Origin of the sequence: Brevibacillus sp. (assembly GCF_003521185.1) — a bacterium.
In the GTDB taxonomy this organism is placed as follows: Bacteria; Bacillota; Bacilli; order Brevibacillales; family Brevibacillaceae; genus Brevibacillus; species Brevibacillus parabrevis.
On record NZ_DOTK01000042.1, the window covers coordinates 75,308 to 97,097 of the forward strand.

Annotated in this window: 5 protein-coding genes; all 5 read left to right on the forward strand. The window is 54.8% G+C overall.

The window, feature by feature from the left end; all coding sequences use genetic code 11:
- Positions 1 to 105: 105 nt before the first annotated feature.
- Complete coding sequence (fabD, locus tag DEP07_RS12465) at positions 106 to 1,383, forward strand: ACP S-malonyltransferase (protein ID WP_122966478.1); 1,278 nt, start codon at positions 106 to 108, stop codon at positions 1,381 to 1,383.
- A complete protein-coding gene (locus DEP07_RS12470) occupies positions 1,373 to 6,067 on the forward strand; it encodes a type I polyketide synthase (RefSeq protein WP_287102554.1) in 4,695 nt (1,564 codons plus the stop codon). Before fabD ends, DEP07_RS12470 begins: the two co-directional genes overlap by 11 nt.
- Positions 6,064 to 10,860, forward strand: coding sequence for an SDR family NAD(P)-dependent oxidoreductase (locus tag DEP07_RS12475; protein ID WP_287102555.1), 4,797 nt, complete (start codon positions 6,064 to 6,066; stop codon positions 10,858 to 10,860). Before DEP07_RS12470 ends, DEP07_RS12475 begins: the two co-directional genes overlap by 4 nt.
- Positions 10,853 to 18,841, forward strand: coding sequence for a non-ribosomal peptide synthetase (locus tag DEP07_RS12480; RefSeq protein ID WP_287102556.1), 7,989 nt, complete (start codon positions 10,853 to 10,855; stop codon positions 18,839 to 18,841). Before DEP07_RS12475 ends, DEP07_RS12480 begins: the two co-directional genes overlap by 8 nt.
- Before the next feature lie 5 nt (positions 18,842 to 18,846).
- The coding region (locus tag DEP07_RS12485; protein WP_287102557.1) for a type I polyketide synthase at positions 18,847 to 21,790 on the forward strand (2,944 nt) is incomplete at its 3' end.

A 21,790-nucleotide genomic window follows, 5' to 3' on the forward strand; every position in this document is an offset into this window, starting at 1 on the left:
TCGTCGCGCATCCGGGCGACTGGTTTGTCAATTCAATAAACTGGGCGTGCTCCCGCGAAAAGCGCGTCCAGTCCCAAGCTAACCAAAAAAGGGAGGATACAGTTTATGATTAAGATCGCCTTGCTATTTCCAGGTCAAGGAAGCCAGTACAATATGATGGGAAAAGCTCTTATTGAAAGCTCTCCCGAGGTTAGGGACATTTTTCAGCGCACCAACGAGATTCTCGGCTACGATTTGCTCGCGATCATCAACGAGGGCAACCTGGAGCAACTGACGCGCACCGAACATGCGCAGCCTGCGATTTTTGCCTACAGCTATGCCATTTTCCAATCGATCTGGAAGGAGAAGAAATTTTTCCCTTCCTTCATGGCTGGACATAGCCTGGGCGAATTTACGGCTTTGACATGCGCCGAAGTGTTCCGCTATGAGGATGCGCTGCGGCTCGTAATGGAGAGGGCGACAATCATGCAGCAAGCTACCGCAGACGGATTTGGCGGCATGGCTGCCATCAACGGCTTGCACCCGCTGCTCGTCGAAGAGGAATGTGAGCGCGTATCGAACGGCGAGGACAAAATTGTCGTAGCCAATTACAATTCCTCCAACCAGGTAGTGATTTCCGGTGCCAAGTCGCTGGTGAAGGTCGCCATGGAAAACTTGGCGAAAATCGGCGCGATTACGATTCCCCTGCAAGTCTCGGCGCCTTTCCACACCCCGTATCTGGAACTGAGCAATCAAATGTTCCAGCGGGCCATCGCGCAGACACCAATGTCCATGCTCAAATGGCCGGTGATCTCCAATGTGGACGCGAAGCCGTACTACCAGCCGACAGAAATTCAGGAGCGGCTCAACGTGCAAATGATCAGCGCAGTCAGATGGAAAGAAACGATCGAATACATGCTGCGCCAAGGCGTAAACACTTTTATCGAGCTTGGGCCAAAATCTGCTTTGACCAACTTGCTCAAACGCGACTATTCGCACGTGCGCGCCTATTCTTATGAAGACAACTATCAGGAAATCATGGCGGTCATTGACGAGCAGACAGCGGAAAAGCGTCCATCTGTCGTTTCCCGTTCCTTGGCCATCGCCGTGTGCACAAGAAACCAGAACTGGAATGAAGAGGAGTACCAAAAAGGGGTCATTGAGCCGTACAGAAAGATACAAGCTTTGGGCAACAAGCTGGAGGAAGAGGGACGCGAAGAGTCGATCGAAGAAATCAAGCAGGCGATCGAGATGCTCCGTTCCGTGTTTGTGACGAAAAAAGTGTCGCTGGAAGAGCAGCGCGAGCGGTTCACGCAAATTTTTGACGAGACGAAGAAACGACATCTGTTCGCTGACCTTGCCCCGGTCATGTTTGCCGAAAAGGAAGCTGTCAATGAAAAGTAAGCCGCTGTTCGAGGATATCCAGATCGACCTGGAGGAGGAGAGCGCAGGTACCTGGGAGGACTTGGGGAGGGCGGCAGAGGCTCCGAAGAAAGACGTAGCGATCATCGGAATCGCGGGGAAGCTGGCGGATGCGCACAATGTCGGAGAGTTTTGGCGCAATCTCGCGCTCGGCAAAGATTCGATCCGGCGCATTCCTTTGTCGCGCAAGCACGACTATGAGGAGCTGCTGTCTGCTTTTTTGCAGAAAGAGGTGCGCAAAGAGCAGAGCGAATACGCGGAAAGCGGGTATTTGGAGCAGGTTGATCGGTTTGATTGCGAATACTTTTCTATTTCGCGCAAAGAAGCCAAGCTGATGGACCCGAATCAGCGGCTTGTTTTGCAAAGCTGTGTGGCTGCGATGGAAGATGCGGGGTACGGAAAAGCGCGGTTGCGCGGAACGCAGACAGGCGTTTTTTTAGGGTACAGCAGTGACTTTGGCGGGGAGTACAAACATTTTCTCGCCGGGGAAAACGCTGAGCTGGCGGACTTGGCGATGACGGGGAACATCAAGTCGATCATGGCGGCAAGGCTGGCCTATTTGCTCGATTTGCACGGACCGAGCATGCTGGTCGATACCGCCTGCTCATCCTCGCTGGTTGCCGTGCATCTCGCTTGCCAGTCGATTCGCCGCGGTGAATGCGAGCAGGCTTTTGCCGGAGGGGTGAAAATCCAGTTTCAACCGTTTGAAAAGACCCAGACCGGAATCGGCATCGTATCCCCAACCTTTCGGGCGCGGACTTTTGACAGCGAGGCGGACGGCACCAGTCTGGGCGAAGGCGTCGGAATCATCCTGCTGAAAGATGCGGCAAAGGCGATTCGGGACGGCGACCACATTTACGCCTTGATCAAGGGCAGCGCCATCAATCAGGACGGGCAATCACTCGGGATCACCGCGCCGAACTCCAGGGCGCAGGAAGACCTGATCGTCCGGGCGTGGCAAGATGCAGGCATTCATCCGGAAACGATCTCGCTGATCGAAGCTCACGGCACGGCAACCCGCCTGGGTGATCCGGTAGAGATCGAAGGAATCAAGCGAGCTTTTGACCGATACACCACGAAAAAACAGTTTTGCGCAATCGGCTCGGTCAAAACCAACATCGGACATCTGGATCATGCTGCGGGAATATCCGGCCTGCTCAAATGCATTCTCGCGCTGAAGCACGAAATCATGCCGCCGACGCTGCATTTTCATAGCCCCAACAAGGAAATCGATTTTGTCGACGCGCCAGTCTTTGTGAACGACACAGCCCGTCCGTGGGAACAAGCAGAGCACCCGAAAAGATGCGGCATTAACTCTTTCGGGTTGAGCGGAACGAACTGCCACCTCATCCTGGAGCAATATCAGCAGGCTGAGATGACTTCGCTCGAAAATCGTGGCGAAGGAGAGTGGCACCTGCTTGCGCTGTCAGCCAAAACTCCCGCTGTGCTCGACCAGCTGGTCAGCGCCTACTATCAGGCAGTCAACCAGAGCGGACAGCTCGATCTGGCGAGCTTGTGCTACACAGCGAATGTCGGACGCGATCATTTGGCGCACAGACTGGCAATCGTGTTTAACGACAGGACGGATTTGCTGCAAAAGCTCCAGGCTGTTCGCAAAGCGGGAGTCGAGAAGCTTGCCGTGAAGCATGTGTTTTATAGCGGAACTCCCCGCAAGGACGCAAGCCATGCCAGCCAGGGCGGGAAGGATAACGCACGCTTGCATGAGCTGATTCGTTTGGCGTTGCAGTATGCGGCTGGCGAGACAGTTGCCTGGAAGGAGCTGTACGCGGATCAACGCCATTTAGCGATTAGCTTGCCGACGTACCCTTTTCAGGACATTCGCTGCTGGATCGAGCCGAAAGACTTGGAGAAAAAGTTCGCCCCGCTCGTCGATAAACGGCTTGTTGGCAGCAACGGCATCGATATTTATGAGACGAGGTTTGCGGTCGAGACGCATTGGGTGCTGGCGGAGCACAAAATCGCGGGGCATTGCGTGCTCCCAGGCACGGCCTATCTGGAAATGATGAGCGAGATTGTGCGCAAAAACATGCCTCAGCAAGCCGCGCTCGTGCTGGAAAACGTCATGTTTTTGCAGCCGCTTGAGGTCAAGGAACAAGAACCGAAGAGCGTCCACATAATCTTGCAAAAGCAAAAGTCGTCGCTTGATGTCATGGTGACATCGCCTTCTGGACATTCGGACGATTGGATCGTTCACTGCCGCGCAAAAGTGCTGCTTCAACCTGAGCTGCCCAAGCAAAAGCAACTGTCTCTTTCGGAGCTGCTCAGTGAAGCAAACAGGCAATCGGTAAGCGGCTACAAGCCAGACGCTGATGCCCCTGTGCAAACAGGCCCGCATTGGGAGTGCATGAAGGAAATTTATTTGGAGCAGGACAAAATCGTCGCCTTTTTTGAACTGCCTGCGCCTTTTACATCTGAACTGCACGCGCATGTTCTGCATCCTTCTTTGCTGGATTGCGCAGTGAACATTCCGATCAGCCAAATTCGCGACGGGCTGTTTTTGCCTTTTGCCTATAAAAAAATCGTTTTTGCCGGAGCTATGCCTGGCCGATTTTACAGCGTGCTGCAAAGGACAGACAAAGAGACGGCAGACAGGCAGGAAGCGATCTCCTTTGATATCTTGCTCGTTACGGAAAAAGGGGAAGTTTTTGCCGAGATTCACGACTACACGCTAAAAAGGGTGCCGATGGAAGCCGCACCGTCCGCCGTCTTTTCTCCCAAAGGGCTGTTCCATCAAATCGTCTGGGAAGCCATGCCTTTGCTGGCAGAAAACAGACAGCCGGACACGGCGCAGCCGCTTACGCTTGTTTTCGGCGGCCATGAGCCTGTCACGCAGCAACTGATTGCGGAGCTGAAAAAGAACGGGACTCCTGCGATTGTCGCCACGCTAGGCAAGCAGTTTGCCAAGCTCGCCCATGATCAATACGAGCTAAGTGTCGATCAGCAAGCTTTTGATGCGCTATGGGAGGACATCGGGAACAAGGGCGTGCAGCGCATCGTGCACGGTTTTTCCCTGTCTGATGCTGCCGAAGAAAGGGCAAGCGACGAAGGCTTGTTCAGTCTGTTCCACCTGGCAAAAAGCTTGGTTGCGCAAAACGTGCGACAGCCGATTGATCTGGTCCTGCTAGGCGAACTGGCGCTTCCGGTTACACAGACGGAGCCTGCCGTCCAGCTCCAGCCGATGCACAACGCTTTGTATCACCTTGGCAAAGTGGTCAGCAGCGAATGGTCGCATCTGCGCTGCCGTTGCATCGATCTGGATGCCGCTACCGCGATCCCGGACATCCTCGCTGAACTGGAACATCAGCCAGACAGCTACATCGCAGCCTACCGGAACGGACAAAGATACGGGCAAAAAATGGTGGAACTTGATCGCCAGCTGCCCACAGGCCAAACACTTAACTTGACTGAATCGGGTTGCTATGTGATTACTGGCGGAACAGGCGGCCTGGGCTTGACCATGGCTAGACATTTGGCAGAAAAGCAGCCGGTTCATCTGGTGCTGATCAGCAGGTCAGGCTTTCCCGCAGAGGACGAATGGACAGACATTTTGCAAAAAGGCGAGCAGCAAGAGATCATACGCAGGATCGAGATGCTGCAACAGATCACAGCGTCAGGCAGTACATACACCATCTACAAGGCAGATGTCGCCAGCAAGGAGCAGCTTGCGCGCGCGCTTGAGGAAGTGCGGGCAGCACATGGCAGCATCAATGGCGTCATTCACGCGGCTGGAGTCGCCGGGGATCAATTTTTGTTCAACAGGGAAGAGGAACGTTTTCGCGAGGTGCTGCAAGCCAAGACGGCGGGGAGCCTGAATGTGGCGCAGCTGATTACCGAGCCGCTGGAATTTTTCGTCTGCTTTTCATCTGTCGCCACATTGGAAGGGACGCCGGGACAAGGTGATTATGTGGCGGCGAACGCGTTTTTGGACAGCTTCGTCTACAGCCTGCCCGCCCAGCAAAACGGCATGACGCTCAACTGGGCACCGTGGGCTGAGATCGGCATGGCCTACGATTATGGAACGTTTCAAAAAGAACTGATCTTTCACTTGCTGACGCCACAGGTCGCTGTCGCTGCTTTTGATGCTGCGCTTGCCCTTGGCGAAAAACAGGTCGTCATCGGCAAAATCAACAAGGAAGTCGCGAGAAAGCACTTCCGCAGCAACTTCTTTTACGCAGGAAACAGGCTGTTGATCGATTATGTGGACGGGGCGGCGGCAGCACCTGGAGAAAGCCAGCCAGTCCAGCCAGCTTCTGGCGTGTTTCACGGCGATCCGCAGCACGCATCCTTGCAAGAAATCAAAGCGTTGATCCGCCAGCTATGGAGCACACTGCTCGAATCCGATTCGATTCAGCTGGACGACAATTTTACGTCTCTTGGCGGCAATTCGATCTTTGCGGTTTATTTGCTCCAAGAACTGGAAAAGTATTTTCCGGACCAACTGGGCATCTCGGATATTTTTACGTATCCCACGATTAACAAGATGGCCGAATATGTGCATTCCCGGATGAAAAAAGAGCAACCGTCTTCCTCTGGCAGCGTGAGTCAGGAGGAGGAAGACCAAAATCTCGATCAAATCTTGCAGCGCTTGGCCAATGGTGAACTCGATGTGGAAGAGATTGATCGATTGCTGGGAGAAGAAGAATGAAAGAAACGCGAAAGTACATTTATCAGCAGATCAAGGATCAACAGTTAAGCATTGAAAAGTCCAAGGTCATTTTAAAAGAGATCAAGCAGGCGGGGGCGAAGAAACATAAGGACATCGCGATCATCGGGATGTCCGGCCGCTTTCCTGGCGCTCGCAACCTCGATGAATACTGGAAAAATTTGCTGGCAGAGGTCGATTGCATCACGGATTTTCCGGAGAGCCGACAGGCAGGCGTTGCAGGGTTTGTGAGCAGGCTGCAACAGGAAGCTCCTATGGAGGTCGCCTATGAAAAAGGCGGCTACCTGGATCAAATTGATGATTTTGACGCGGAGTATTTCAAAATATCGAACAAGGAAGCCGTCATGATGGACCCGATGCAGCGCCTGCTTTTGACCACTGTGATGGAAACGGTGGAGGATGCCGGGTATGGCGGAAACCGGATCGTCTCGTCCAAAACGGGCGTTTTTATCGGCAGGGACCACACCGTCGGGAACATGTACACACACCTGCTGGATCAAACAGACGAGCTGGCATTGACTGGCTCGTATACGGGCATTTTGGCGAGCAGAGTTTCCTATTTTCTCGACTTGAAAGGACCTAGCGTCGTCGTGGATTCTGCCTGCTCGTCGGGATTGCTCGCGATTCACAACGCTTGCCAGGCGATCAGGAACAACGAGTGCGACATGGCGATCGCTGGCGGGGTGTGCCTGATTTTTTTCCCGGTGAAAAATCCGGCGTTTGGATTGGTGGAATCGAAGCTGCATCTGGTCAAACCTTTTGACAAGCACGCGGATGGAACGCTGTGGGGCGAAGGGATCGGAGCGTTGCTGCTGAAGCCTTTGGATAAAGCGATTCAGGATCGGGATCACATTCATGCCGTCATCAAAGGGAGCGCGGCCAATAACGACGGGAAATCGAACGGGATCACGGCACCGAATGCAATCGCCCAGGAAGAGGTGTTCACCAGAGCCTGGATGAACGCCGAAATTCCACCCGAGACGATCGGTTTTATTGAAGCGCACGGGACAGGAACGGTACTCGGCGACCCGATTGAAGTCCAGTCGCTCGGCAATGCCTTTAAAAAATATACGTCGCGAAAACAGTTTTGCGGGATCGGCTCCGTCAAGTCCAATATCGGCCATTTAGCCGCAGCGTCTGGAACCGCCTCCGTCTTCAAGGTCATTTTGTCGCTCAAGCATAAAAAGCTGGTCAGCACGCTCCATTTTGACGATCCGAACCCGTTCATCGACTTTACGGGTTCGCCGCTCTACATGGTGGACCGGGTGGAAGAATGGCCACGGGATCAGGACGATACCCCGCGGCGGGCAGGCGTCAGTTCGTTTGGCTTTAGCGGCACCAATTGCCACCTCGTACTGGAGGAAGCGCCAGAAGAACAACCGGGCGCAGCCAGCGCTCGTCCTTGCCATGTTTTCACGGCTTCGGCCAGGGACAAAGAGACGCTGCTCGAACTGCTCTCGCGTTACCGCCATTTTTTGAGCGAGCAGAAAAGTTTGTCTTTGGAAGACCTTTGCTTGACTGCGACAACGGGACGCGGGCATTATTCGTGCCGCCTTGCCCTCCTCGTGCGCAGCTTGCCCGAGCTGCAAGAAAAGCTGAACCAAGTGATGACAGAGCAGCTGCCATCCGGCCAGGAGCATGCCGGAATCTTTTGCAACGAATTTAAGGTCGTACCCGAGAGCAAGCTGGATAAAGCGGTCGGAGAGATTACCGAATCCGCCTTGCAGCTGCTGCTGGAAAAAGCGCAACAACAGCTCGCCCGCACCTCCACTGATGATGAGCACGGGATGGCGGAGGTTTGCAAGCTGTATGTTCAGGGAGCCGAAGTCGACTGGCGGCACTTCTACGGAACAGGGGAACATCGCCGTCTGGCCTTGCCTGTCTATCCTTTTAAAAAGACTTCGTTCTGGCCGCAACCGGATGGCGGGCTGACTCCGCAGCATCAGGAAGTCATCCCGGGACGGAAAGTGCTTGAATCGTATCGGCAGAGCGTCTATGAAATCCCTTTGCGAGTGGAGAAGCAGTGGATGTTGCAGGAGCATCTCATGATGGGCTTTCCGATCGTCCCGGCGACTGCTCTGATCGAATGGGCGAGAAAAGCCGGAGACAATCATTATGGAGACGCCTCATTCGAGTTGCGGGATTTTCGCTTTATCAGTCCGTTGGTCGTCCCTGAGGGGGAAGAACGGATCGTCCATACGATTATGGAAAGTCAGGAAGACTTGCTGCAACTGCGGATCGTCAATCGCAAGGCAGCGGATGACGGTGGAGCGGGGCAGGACTGGCAGTTGAATGTCGAAGGCAAAATCGTTCCTGGCGCGACTGCTGAGCCAGCATGGATGGATATTCAGCGCATCAAGCAGGACAGCGCCTGGGAGCAGGTGGATGCGGATTTTGCCACGGTGCGAGGGCGTACGAGATTCGGGCCGCGTTGGAACAACATTCGAGCTTTGGGCAAATGCGAAGAGCGTGTGCTGGTCCACGTGCAGTTGGCGGAAGCTTACGCGGACGACTTCGCCTTGTACGGCTTTCATCCGGCCTTGCTCGACACAGGGCTGAATGCCGTGACCATGTTTGTTTTGTCTGACCTCTATCTGCCCTTTTCCTTTAAACGGATGAGCATCTACAACCAGATGCCTGCTTCCTTTTACAGCTACCTGCAAAAAAGAGAGACGCGCGGCGACAGCCGGGAGACGGTGTCCTACGACATCAGCCTGATCGACGAGCAAGGAAACGTGTTTGCCGAAGTCGAGAACTACACACTGAAACGCATCTCTGCCGCTATGGTGGCGCACGATTTGTTTTACCAGATTCGCTGGGTGAAAGCGCCGCTGGAACAGCGCGGAGAGGTTGCTGCGGGCAGCGTGCTGTTGTTTGGCGACAGCGAAGGCGGGAGCGGACGTGGAAGTGGAACAACGCGGGAACTGATTCGCCAATGGGAAGCGCGCGGCGTCGAGCTGATTCAGGTCGCTTACGGGGATGGCTACCGCAAAGAGCGAGAAACGAAGTACGTGGTAGGAGATGCGGAAGCGGATTACCAGCAGCTTTTTGCCGACTTGCAGGAGCGGGGCATCAACCGGATCGTCCACGCTTATGCGCTGGATGAGCAAAAGGGCGTGGACAGCCTCTCCCGCCTGCAAACGACGCAAGCTCGCACAATCCATAGCCTGTTTTCTATCGTGAAATCGCTCGTGCAAGCCAAGTACAGGCAGGAGATAGAATTGGTTATACTGGGCCGGAATGGCTGGGAAGTGACAGGCACCGAAACAGAGCTGGAGCCGTGCCATACAGCGTTGTTCCAGTTGGGGAAAGTAGTCAATGCGGAGTATCCCCATCTGAAATGCCGCAGCATGGATCTCGACGACGAGAAGGACTGCGGCAGTCTTTTGGCGGAAATGTACGGGAAAACTGGCACGTATCAAGTTGCCTATCGCGGCAATCAGCGGTACGTACAGGAATTTGCTCGCTGCCCGGTCGAAGAGTCTGTGCAGCCGTTGGAGCTGCAAGAGGACGGACTGTATCTGATCACTGGCGGCACGGGCGGGATCGGGCTGGAAATCGCCAAGCATTTGGCTTCCCGCAAAAACATTCGCCTTGGTCTGCTCGGCCGCAGCGGTCTGCCACCGCGTGCAGACTGGGAGACAATCAAACAGAAGTCGAGCGAAGCGGACAGCAAAACGCTCCGCATCATTGCAGCCGTGGAAGAAATCGAGCGGTCGGGCAGCAGCGTCACGGTTTGCGCGTGCGATATCGCTGACGAACAGCAGGTAGCAGACACTTTGAAGCAGCTTTGCGAGGCATACGGAGCGGTCAAAGGAGTCATCCACGCGGCAGGCGTGGCGGGCAGCGGATTCCTGTTTACGAAAACATGGGCCGAGTTTGCGAGGGTGACCCAGCCGAAAATCGAAGGCAGCTACTTGCTGTACCGCTTGCTGGAAGAACGCCCCGACTTTTTCGTGCTGTTTTCCTCAACCGCGACGATAGAGGGCAGTCCGGGGCAGAGCGATTACGTAGCGGCGAACGGCTACCTCGACGGCTTTGCTTCCTACCTGCGCCAGCAAGGCATTCGCGCCACGACGATCAACTGGACCGCGTGGGCAGAAACCGGGATGGCGGCGGACTTTGGCGTGACCACCAGCAACGCCCTGTTCAAACCGCTGCAAACGAATGAAGCAACCGCTGCTTTGGACCAGGCGCTGGCTATGGATCGCAAGCAAGTGGTGATTGCCTCTCTCAATCAAGAATGGCTGCAAACCAGCGGGGAAGACCTGTTTTTGAAAGTAGAGAGCGGGCTGATCGACAAGAACACGAGCAAGGGCCGCTCCAAAGCCCCGTCTGCTCCTGCCAGCGCGCAGCGTGCTTTTACGCTCACGGGCCGCAAAGATGAAACTTATGACGACATCGAGCAGACGATTTCCCGCATCTGGGCGGAAACGATGCACTTGTCGACTGTCAACATCTACGACAGCTTTCTCGCACTGGGGGGCGATTCACTGATCGCGACCCAACTGCTGAAAAAGCTGGAAACCGAGTTCCCGGGCGCACTCGACTTGCCTGATCTGTTTACGTATTCGTCTGTGGCGGAACTGGCTGACTACATCAGGCAGGGCCAAAGCAGCGAGCCAAAAAGGCAAGAAGAAGCGAAACAGCAGGACTCCTTCGATTCGTTTGACCAACAGCTACAATCCATTTTGGACAACCTTTCTTCCGGGGAGCAATCTGTAGAAGAGATGGTGGACCTTTTGTCGCAGCGGAGGAATCGAACAGATGAATAACATCGACCAAATCAATGCGCTGATCTTGGAAAGTGTAAAAGAAAATCGCCTGGACAAAGAGCTTGCCCGCAAGCTGCTGCACCAAGTCAATGCAGCTTCGCCCAAGCCCGAAAAGGACGCCGTTGCGGATATCGCCATCATCGGCATTTCTTGCCGGCTTCCTTTTGCAGACAACCTGGAGCAATATTGGACGAATCTGCTTAACGGGACGAATGGCATCACCGATTTTCCGCCCAAGCGGCGCATGGATACCGATCCTTTGCTGCGCAAGCTTTGGGGAGAACCGCACTATGCCAAAGGCAGCTACCTGGAAGAGATAGACCGCTTCGACGCCGAATATTTCCGCATCTCGCCCAGGGAAGCCGAGTTTATGGACCCGCACCAGCGCTTGCTTTTGGAAGTCACGGCAGAAGCGATTGAAGATGCGGGATACATGGGCGAAAAAATCGACGGCACCGATACGGGCGTCTTCATCGGAAGAGATCACCATTCTTCCGGCCTGTACCAGCAATTTATCGATTCGTCGAACGAATTGGCGATGACTGGCAATCTGCCCAGCTTCCTCTCGGGCAGGATTGCCTTTTTCTTTAACCTTTTCGGGCCGAATATGGTGATCGACACGGCGTGCTCCTCCGGGTTGGTAGCGGTGCATCACGCTTGCGAGTCGCTCAGGAAACGAGAATGCCGATTGGCTATCGCCGGAGGCATCAGCTTGAATCTCGTGCCGATGGCTAATTCGTCGTTTAAAATCGTGGAAAACAGCGACGGCATCGTCAGGCCATTCGACAGCCACGCCAAAGGCACCACCTGGGGCGAAGGGCTGTCGGTCATCCTGCTGAAGCCGTTGCAAGATGCCTTGCAAGACAAGGACCGGATTTACGCCGTGATCAAAGCCAGTGGCGTAAACAGCGACGGAGCTTCCAATTACATCACCGCTCCCAATCCGCAAGCCCAGGAGCAGCTCTTGACGGACGTGTGGACAAAAGCGGGCATTCACCCGGAAACGATTTCCTACATCGAAACGCACGGCACCGGAACCGTCATCGGCGATCCAATCGAAGTAAAGGCCATGAAGCAAGCTTTTCAACCCTACACGCGCAAAAAACAGTTTTGCGGGATCGGTTCCGTCAAATCGAACATCGGTCATCTCGTAGGAGCTTCGGGGATGGCTTCGCTGTTAAAAGTCGTGTTGTCCTTGAAGCATAAACAACTCGTTCCGACGATCAATTTTGCGGAGCCAAATCCGTATATTCCTTTCTCCGATTCGCCCTTTTACTTGGTTGATCGGCCTCTAGCCTGGGAAACTGGCGGTGTGCCGCGCCGGGCTGGCATCAGTTCTTTCGGCTTTAGCGGCATGAACTGCCATGTGCTGCTGGAGGAATGGAATCAACAGCAGACGGAGAAGAACGAGCAGGAAACGCCTCGGCTATTTACGCTATCGGCCAAAAACCGTGCGAATTTGTCGGACTTGCTGCGACGCTACTGCCATTTTTTGCAGGCCAATCAGCAGGTGGATTTCTCTGCTCTCGTCTATACGGCGCAGGTTGGAAGGGAGCATTTTTCCCACCGCTTGGCGATTATCGCCCGGAACACAAGCGAGCTGTTGCAAAAAATCGCGGCGATCTTGCCGCTGGATTTGGACAATTTGCCTGAGACGCTTGGGTATTACGGGCAATCCGCCAGCGCCTGGAAAGCGAAAAACCATCTGCTGCATCCAGATACAGTGGACAAAGCAAATCGGCCGCTTCATGAAAAGGCCAATCAACTGCTTTACGCCTGGGCAGAACAAGGAGGCTCGCTGGCCAGCGTCGACTCTCTTCGCGAATTGGCGACATCGTATGTGCAGGGAGCACGCATCCACTGGACAAAGTTGTACGAGGGACAGGCTGTGCAAACGATGGAGCTGCCTGTCTATCCATTCAGCAGAGTGAGGCATTGGCCGACGCCGACGGATGAGAGAACGGCAGACGCGGCAGCAAAAGGGCAACTGCCGGGAGAGTGTGTCCTGTCTACATCCGGGTTGCGCGTATACGCAGCAAAGGCAGCGATGAGCGAGCTGTGGATGCTGCAGGAACACCGCATCCTCGGCAACGGGGTTTTGCCGGGAGCGGCCTATCTGGAGATGGCCGGGGCAGCCAGCAAAGCCTTTTTCGCGCAACAAGGCGTGGTCATCAAAAATGTATCTTTGTCCCACATGCTTTCTTGCTCGCCGGATGAAACGAGAATCGTCCATACGATCGTCCAGGCGGAGCGCGGACACGTCCGCTTTACGATTGCCAGCCGAGACGAAAGCGATCCGGAAGCAAGCTGGATCACCCATGCAACAGGAGAAGTACATCCGCTTGCGCCGCGCACAGGCAAGACGCTGCCGATTGCGTCCATCATCCGCGAAATGGAGCAACAGGACGCTGGCAAGTTTGCGCCGCTCTATTCGGGATTGATTCAATACGGTCCGAGATGGAGAGGCATCGAGCAGTTTTATGAAAACGACCGCGCTGCCTTGCTGCATATCCGACTGGCCGATGAGCGGGAACAGGGCACGTACTCGCTGCATCCGGCGTCGCTCGATACGGCATTGAGCTTTTGGCATCTGTTGAGACAGAACGAGGCGGAGCATGAATCGTACTACTTCCCGTTTTATTACCAAGCGCTCCATCTGTACAACGACATGCCTGCCTCCTTTTACAGCTACCTGCGGAAAAGAGAAGCACGCAGTGACAGCCGGGAGACGGTGTCCTACGACATTAGCCTGATCGACGAGCAAGGAAACGTGTTTGCCGAAGTCGAGAACTACACATTGAAACGCGTTTCTGCGGCTATGGCTGCCCGCGATTTGTTTTACCAGATTCGCTGGGTGAAAGCTCCGCTGGAACAGCCAGGAGCGGTCGCTGCGGGTAGCGTGCTGTTGTTTGGCAACAGCGACAGCGGAAGCGAGAGTGGAAGTGGAAGCGGAACAACGCGGGAACTGATTCACCAATGGGAAGCGCGCGGCGTCGAGCTGATTCAGGTCGCTTACGGTGACGGCTACCGCAAAGAACAGGAAACGAAGTACGTGGTCGGAGATACAGAAGCAGATTACCAGCAGCTTTTTGCGGACTTGCAGGAGCGGGGCATCAACCGGATCGTCCACGCTTATGCGCTGGATGAGCACGAGGACGCGCCCAGCCTCTCCCGCCTGCAAACGACGCAGGCCCGCACGATCCAAAGCCTGTTTTTTACGGTGAAATCGCTGGTGCAGGCCAAGTACAAGCAGGACTTGGAGCTGGTCGTACTGGGCCGGAACGGCTGGGAGGTCACTGGTGCCGAAAAAGAGCTGGAGCCGTGCCATACAGCGTTGTTCCAGCTGGGAAAAGTAGTGAATGCGGAGTACCCGCATGTGAAGTGCCGCAGCATTGACCTCGACGACGAGACGGAGTGCGGCAGCCTTTTGGCGGAAATCTATGGCGAAAGCGCTGCGTACCAAGTTGCCTATCGCGGCAATCAGCGGTATGTCGAGGAATTTGCTCGCTGTCCGGTCGAAGAGTCTGTCCAGCCGTTGGAGTTGCAAGAGGACGGACTGTATCTGATTACTGGCGGCACGGGCGGGATCGGTCTGGAAATCGCCAAGCATCTCGCTTCCCGCAAAAAAATCCGCCTTGGTCTGCTCAGCCGCAGCGGACTTCCACCGCGTGCAGACTGGGAGGCAATCAAACAAGACGACGGTGACAGCAAAACGCGCCGCATCATCGAAGCCGTGGAAGCAATCGAGCGGTCGGGCAGCAGTGTCACGGTTTGCCCGTGCGATATTACGGACGAGCAACAGGTAGCGAACACTTTACAGCAACTTCGCGAGACATGCGGAGCGGTCAAAGGAGTCATTCACGCGGCAGGCGTGGCGGGCAGCGGATTCCTGTTTACGAAAACATGGGCCGAGTTTGCCAAAGTGACCCAGCCGAAGATCGAAGGCAGCTACTTGCTGTACCGCTTGCTGGAAGAACGCCCTGACTTTTTCGTGCTGTTTTCCTCGATCGCAACGGTGGAGGGCAGTCCGGGGCAGAGCGATTACGCAGCGGCGAACGGCTACCTCGACGGCTTTGCTTCCTGCCTGCGCCAGCAAGGCATTCGCGCCACGACGATCAACTGGACCGCGTGGGCAGAAACCGGGATGGCGGCGGACTACGGCGTGACAAACGGCAACGCTTTGTTCAAGCCGCTGAAAACAGCTCAGGCAGTCCAGGCATTTGCCAGCCTGCCAGACGTTCCGCGCGTAGTCGTGGCGGATATCCGCTTCGAGCAGATCGCTGCGTCGCTGGGCAATCGCTTTCCGTTGCAGCTCGCTTCTGAATTGCGCGGAAAAGTCGCGGAGCGAGCAGCAACGACCGCACCAGAAGAAGCTTTTTCCAGCGATGTGCCGATTGTCGGCAAACAGCAGGACGAGCTTACCGAGACCGAAAAACAATTAGCGCAAGTATGGGCAAAAACGTTTGGGCTGGCAGAGATCGACCTGCAAAAAAGCTTCTACGAAGTCGGCGGAGACTCGATTATGGCGACGCAAATGGCCAATCTGCTGAACACGCACCTGAACAAGCCGATCACGATTGCGGAAGTTTTTGAATTTCCCACGATTCCGGAGCTGGCGGCTTACTTGGACGAAAACCTGCTGCCCGCACAAGAGACGCCCGCAAGCCAGGAAGCGACGGCTGAACAACAAGCCGGGCACGATCTTTCCAAGGCGCAATACCGGATTTGGTTTTTGCAAAACTACGATCCGCACACGACAGCCTATCACTTGCCTGTCATCAAACAGTTGAAGCTGGACATTGATCTGGATGTGCTGCAACAAAGCCTGGACATGCTGACCCGGCGCCACGCCTCGCTGCGCACCGTCATCAAAATGGTCGATGGCGTCCCGAAGCAATTCGTTTTGCCGGAGTGGCAAAACGTCATTCAGTTCAGCGATTATCAGCAGGAATCGTCAGGCGCAGCCATGTCGGCCCGGCGATTGGAGGAGCACAATGCGACTCCGTTTGATTTTGAGCAGCCGCTGTTCAGGATGGAACTGCATCGTTTGGCTGATGATGAGCACCGTCTTTGCGTCAGCATGCACCACATTATTTCCGATGGCTGGAGCGTTGGGCTGTTTTTCCGGGAATTGATGGAACTGTATGAGAGCATTCGCTCGAACCATCCTGTTCAGCTGCCAGCTGTATCGTTGCAATATGGCGATTGGGTCGAGCAGGAGAAAAAGTGGTTGGCCTCTGCTGAGTTCCGGAACATGGAGCAGTACTGGATGAGCGAGCTGGCGAAACCGCTGCCAGTGCTGAATTTGCCGACCGATTTTGAACGGCCGCACTCTCTCGTCTACGACGGCAGCTACATCAAATTCACGGTTTCCAAAGAGAAAACGGAACAGTTGCGTTTGCTTGCGAGAAATCGCTCGACGACTCTCTACATGACGGTTCTCGCCGTCTATTTTTTGTTCCTGCACAAAATTAGCCAGGAAGAGGACATCATCGTCGGGTTCCCGGTGTCTGGCAGGGAGCGACAAGAATGGGAAAACGTCATTGGGCTGTTCATGAACATGGTGTGCATTCGCGTCGATTTTCGCGGACTTTCCCGCTTTGACGAGGTTTTGGAGACAATCAAGCACAAATGCGTCAAAGCGTATGCCAACGGCCGCTATCCGTTCAACACGCTCGTAGAAAAGCTGAACCCGGAGCGAGATCAGAGCCGCACGCCTGTTTTTTCCACGATTTTTCAGCTGTACGATAACGTCCCGCAAGACAACGACCGGATCAGTCTGTACGATCTGAGCTGCATTTGCAAAATGGAGCAGGAGCAAATGGAAGTCAGGATGGAGTACAAAACGACTCTGTTCGCCGAGGAGACGATCCGCAAATACGTTGACTATTTTTCGTTTTTAATCGACCAGGTGATCGACAATCCGACGGCAATGCTCGGCCGCTATGAGCTGTTGGATGCCAAACACAAGGCAGCCTTGCTCGAAAAAAATCCGCAGCCTGTTGCTCTGGATGCTCCCGGACAAGTACACCGCCTGTTTGCAGCGCAAGCGCAGAAAAATCCTGCGCAGACAGCAGTCGTTTTTGAGGGGCGGAGCTTGACCTACCAGCAGCTGGATGAGCGCTCCAACCAATTGGCTGCCTTGCTCACGAGCACAAGCGGTCAGGAATCACAGGAGCCAATCGGCGTTTACATGCCGCGCGGTATCGAGATGATTGTCGCGCTGCTGGGCATTCTCAAGGCTGGACGTCCATATGTCCCATTGGATGTTGATTTTCCGCATGAGCGCATCGCTTATATGATTCAGCACAGCGAGATCAAAACCGTTTTGGCGGAACAAAGCGTCATGGCGAACTTGGAAACAATCGCAGGGACGCATCTGGAGACAGTAGTGGATTTGTCAGAGGATGCTCTCCAGCCAGAAACGGTGGGGCAAATTCGCTACTACGGCAGCGAGCATATCCGCGCACAGTCCGCCGCTCCTGTGACAGCGCCGCCAGCTGAATTGATGTACATCATGTATACATCTGGCTCGACCGGAACGCCAAAAGGCGTCATGGTTACCCAGCAAAATGTGATCCATTATCTTTTGTGGAGTCAGCAGCAATTTCAACTGGGGCCTGCGCGTAACATGATGCTGGTCACTTCGATCAGCTTTGACATTTCTGTCTTTGAAATTTTTGGCTGCCTGACAAGCGGAGCCACCTTGCATGTGCTGTCGCCTGAGCGGCTGCGTGACCCGGCTTTGCTGTTTTCCTATCTGGAGGAGCAGCGGATCGATGTATGGCATTCTGTGCCGACTTTAATCAGCCAATTCATTCTCGGCCTGTCGCAGCAAGATGAACAACTCTTGGCGTGCTTGCGCCAGTTCGCAACCGTCCTCGTTGGCGGCGAAGCCTGGAGCCCGGCATTGGCAAAAGACATTAGCAGCCATTTCCCAAACGCGAAACTGTACAACCTGTACGGACCGACAGAAGCGACCATCTGGGCTACGTGTTGCGAAGTAAACCAGGAGCTGAAAGGCAAATCGGTCGTTCCGCTTGGCCGACCGCTCGGACAAAACCAGGTCTATATTTTGGACAAGGACGGAAACTTGTGCGGTCCCGGCGTGCCCGGCGAGATTTGCATTAGCGGACCAGGGGTCACTCCCGGGTACTTCCGCGACAGCGAGAAGACCGCGCAAGTATATCGCTTCCATCCGTTTACCGATCAGCTCGTCTACCATACCGGAGATTTGGGCAAATACGGGACAGATGGACAGCTTGAATATATTTCCCGCAATGACGGCCTGGTCAAGGTCAGAGGATACCGGATTGAAACCGGAGAAATCGAGCAGCGGATCGCAAGCGTACCGGGTGTCACGGCTGTTTGCGTCGTGGCAGTCAAAGAAAGCGAATCGAACAAATTGATTGGCTACTATACGTCGACCCGTGACATTGCCGTGCAGGAGTTTCAGGATGCGTTGCGCAAAGCGCTGCCTGCTTACATGATTCCAGCCCGATTTGTGCGTCTGGAAGCGATGCCTGTCACGTCCAACCAAAAACTGGATCGAAAAACGCTGCAAGCCATGTCTCTTCCTGCTGACTCGATGGCGCCAGACACAGAGCAAGGCGAGCTGCATGCTCCGAGCAGCGATGTGGAAAAGTTCCTGCTTCAGCTATGGCGCGATCTGCTCCGTCTCGAACAGATCGGGACTCGGCAAAACTTTTTCGATCTCGGTGGAAACTCGCACCTGATCGTCCAGATGCAAGCCAGAATCGAAGAGAAATACCCGCAAAAAATCAAAGTGATCGATCTGTTCGAATGCAAAACGATCAGTGCCATGGCGCAGCACATCGAAAGAAGCTCGTCAGCTCAAGCACAACCGGGTGTGAAAAAAGCAGGGCAGCCAAGCGACATCGACAATATTTTGCAGCTGTTGGACGATTTTAGCGAGGGAGAGGCATCGGTAGAAGATATCCTGAAAAAATTAGGAGAGTAACGCTTATGGCAAAAAAAGAAGAGATGTACTCCTATATATTGCAGCAGGTCGGCTCCGGGCAATTGGACAAAAACATTGCCGCACACCTGATTCATTATTTGCGACAGGATCAGCAAAAGGAGACGGATAACGACATTGCCATTGTGGGGATCGCCGCCCGGCTAGGCCAGGCCGACACGGATGCCCGGCTGGAGCAGCTTCTGCACCTGGGCATCGACTCCATCCAGGATATCCCGGCAAACAGGCAGGAAAATGCTGCCCTTTTCCTGCCCATGCTTCCCATCGACCAAGCCAAAGCGCAGTTTGACCGAGTTGGATATTTGCCCGAGATCGATCAGTTTGATCCGGGCTTTTTCCAAATATCCCCACGCGAAGCAAGTCTGATGGACCCGAATCAGCGGCTGTTTTTGCAATTGGCCTGGGAAGCGATCGAAGAGGCTGGCTATGGGGGCGCGAAGCTGGCAGGCAGCAAGACAGGGGTGTTTATTGGCTACAGCACGGATTTTGGCGAAGTGTACAAAAAAGGTATCCAGTTGCTGGCACCGGAAGCGATGGGGATCGCGATCCCCGGCAACATCCAATCGATTATCGCCAGCCGCATTTCGTACCTGCTCGATTTGAAGGGGCCAGCCGTCGCCATCGATACGGCTTGCTCCTCCACTTTGGTCGCGATTCATTTTGCCTGCCGCCAGCTCATCGAAGGTTCTTGCGATCTGGCATTGGCAGGCGGAATCAAGCTGCACCTTTTCCCGCTGAAAAGTCATGAGCACGTCAAAATCGGGATTGAGTCCTCAGACGAAAGAACGAAAACGTTCGATGCCAGCTCCGATGGCACCGGAAAAGGCGAGGGCATGGGAGCCGTTCTGTTGAAGCCGCTGAAAAAGGCGCTGGAGGATCGCGACCATATCCATGCGGTGATTAAAGGCAGCGCGATCAACCAGGACGGCAATTCGATCGGCATCACCGCGCCAAACTCGAAAGCGCAGGAAGAAGTCATTTGCGAGGCATGGGAGATAGCTGGCATCGATCCCGAGACGATCAGCTATATCGAAGCGCACGGAACGGGCACAAAGCTAGGCGATCCGATTGAAATAGAAGGAATCTCCCGCGCATTTTCGCGCTATACGAAGAAAAAGCAATTTTGCGCCATCGGTTCGCTCAAAACCAACATCGGCCATCTCGATCATGCCGCCGGAATTGCTGGCTTGGTAAAAGTAATCCACGCCATGAAAAGCAAAAAGCTGTTTCCTTCGCTGCATTTTCAAAAGCCGAATCCAAATATTGATTTCAGTTCGTCCGCAGTTTATGTGAACGACCAGCTGCGCGAATGGAGCACAGCCGGAGCGCTGCGCACGGCAGGGATCAGCTCGTTCGGGTTGAGCGGCACGAATTGCCATATGGTTTTGCAAGAGGCTCCGCCCGCTTTTGCCGAGCGACAGCAAGCAGCTTCGCTTCATTTGCTTCCGCTGTCCGCCAAGGAAGAACAGGTGCTGTTGACACTTGTCGCGGAATATGCCGCTTATGTATCCCGCAATCGGCAAGTTGATCTGGACGATTTGTGCTACACGGCGAGCACAGGGCGCGGTCACTACAGTCATCGGCTGGCGATCGTTTTTACCGACTGCGACGATCTGCTCTACAAACTGGAACAGCTCAAGAAACACGGTCTTGCCTCGGGAGAAAACGTGCGCTACCAGGTTCACGAAGGGGAAGCGGGCGCCGACACAACCATGGGGCGGGCTGGGGCTGGCGTCTGGCGAAGAGTGACAGAGGAAGAAAAGCAAGTACGGACGCTGCAGGCTGAGCAAAAACTGCAAGACATGAAAAGCGCTTTGCCAAACAGAGAGCTGCCTGCCTATGTGTCCTTGGGAGAACTGTACGTCGCAGGCGCCGAAATCGACTGGGAGCAACTGTACGCGGGGATCGCTTGCAATCGCATCAGCCTGCCTGTCTATCCTTTTCAAAAAGTTCGCTGCTGGCTCAACCAGGAGGACTTCGCGGCCTACAAACAGTCGCCCGCACGTCCACAAGAGCTGCGGCATCCGTTGCTCACGAGCTTGCCTGCAAGGGAAAGTGCTTCCGGCGAGGTGACGTATACCGTCGGCTTGTCGGTCAAAGACGATTGGGTTTTGAACGAGCATCGCGTGGGCAGCGAGTATGTTTTGCCTGGCACGGCCTACATCGAGCTGCTGCTGGAAGTGGGCAGGCAGCAAGGCGGGCTTGCCGTCATCAAGGACCTCGCCTTTTTGCAACCTTTTTCGCTTCAGGACGGGGAGAGCTGCGAACTGCACATCGCGGTGAAAAAAGCGGGCGAAGAAAAGCATTTTTCCATCGCCAGCAAAGATCAGTTGGACGGCTCGTGGCGCAAGCATGCAGAAGGAAAGCTGTGCCACTCGACGCAAGAGCAAAAACGTGTAGACCTGCCGGCTCTCATGCAGAAGCTCCCGGTGGCTGCCCGCGCAGCCGATCTGCAAGCAAGCGGAGCCTACATCGCGACAGGCGCTCGCTGGGACAACTTGCAGGAATTGCGATTGGCAGGTGCAGAATGTCTGGTTGCCATCCAGCTTGCCGAGCCGTATCGCGCAGAAACCGCTCGCTACCACTATCATCCGGCGATGCTGGACAACGCGGCAAATATCGCGATTCGCAGCATCGATGAGCAGCTGTATTTGCCGTTTTACTATCAGGAGATTCGCGTCCACGCCCCGATCCCTTCCGCCATTTACAGCTATGTGCGCCAGCGGGAGCAAGGGGAAGACAACCAGACGGCGACCTTTGACATTGATATCGTCAATCCTGCTGGCGAGGTGCTTGTGGAAATCGAAGGATACACGATCAAGCAGGTGCGGACACAGTTGACGGCGGCGAGCTATTACGAAAAAGACTGGATCGCGCAAGAAGCGCAAACGGTATCTCCTTTGCCAGCAAAAGCGGACGAAACGGTCGTCG

Coding starts and splice junctions, on each gene's coding strand:
- DEP07_RS12480 (WP_287102556.1), top strand. CDS start 10,853: ATGAATAACATCGACCAAATCAATGCGCTGATCTTGGAAAGTGTAAAA.
- fabD (WP_122966478.1), top strand. CDS start 106: ATGATTAAGATCGCCTTGCTATTTCCAGGTCAAGGAAGCCAGTACAAT.
- DEP07_RS12475 (WP_287102555.1), top strand. CDS start 6,064: ATGAAAGAAACGCGAAAGTACATTTATCAGCAGATCAAGGATCAACAG.
- DEP07_RS12470 (WP_287102554.1), top strand. CDS start 1,373: ATGAAAAGTAAGCCGCTGTTCGAGGATATCCAGATCGACCTGGAGGAG.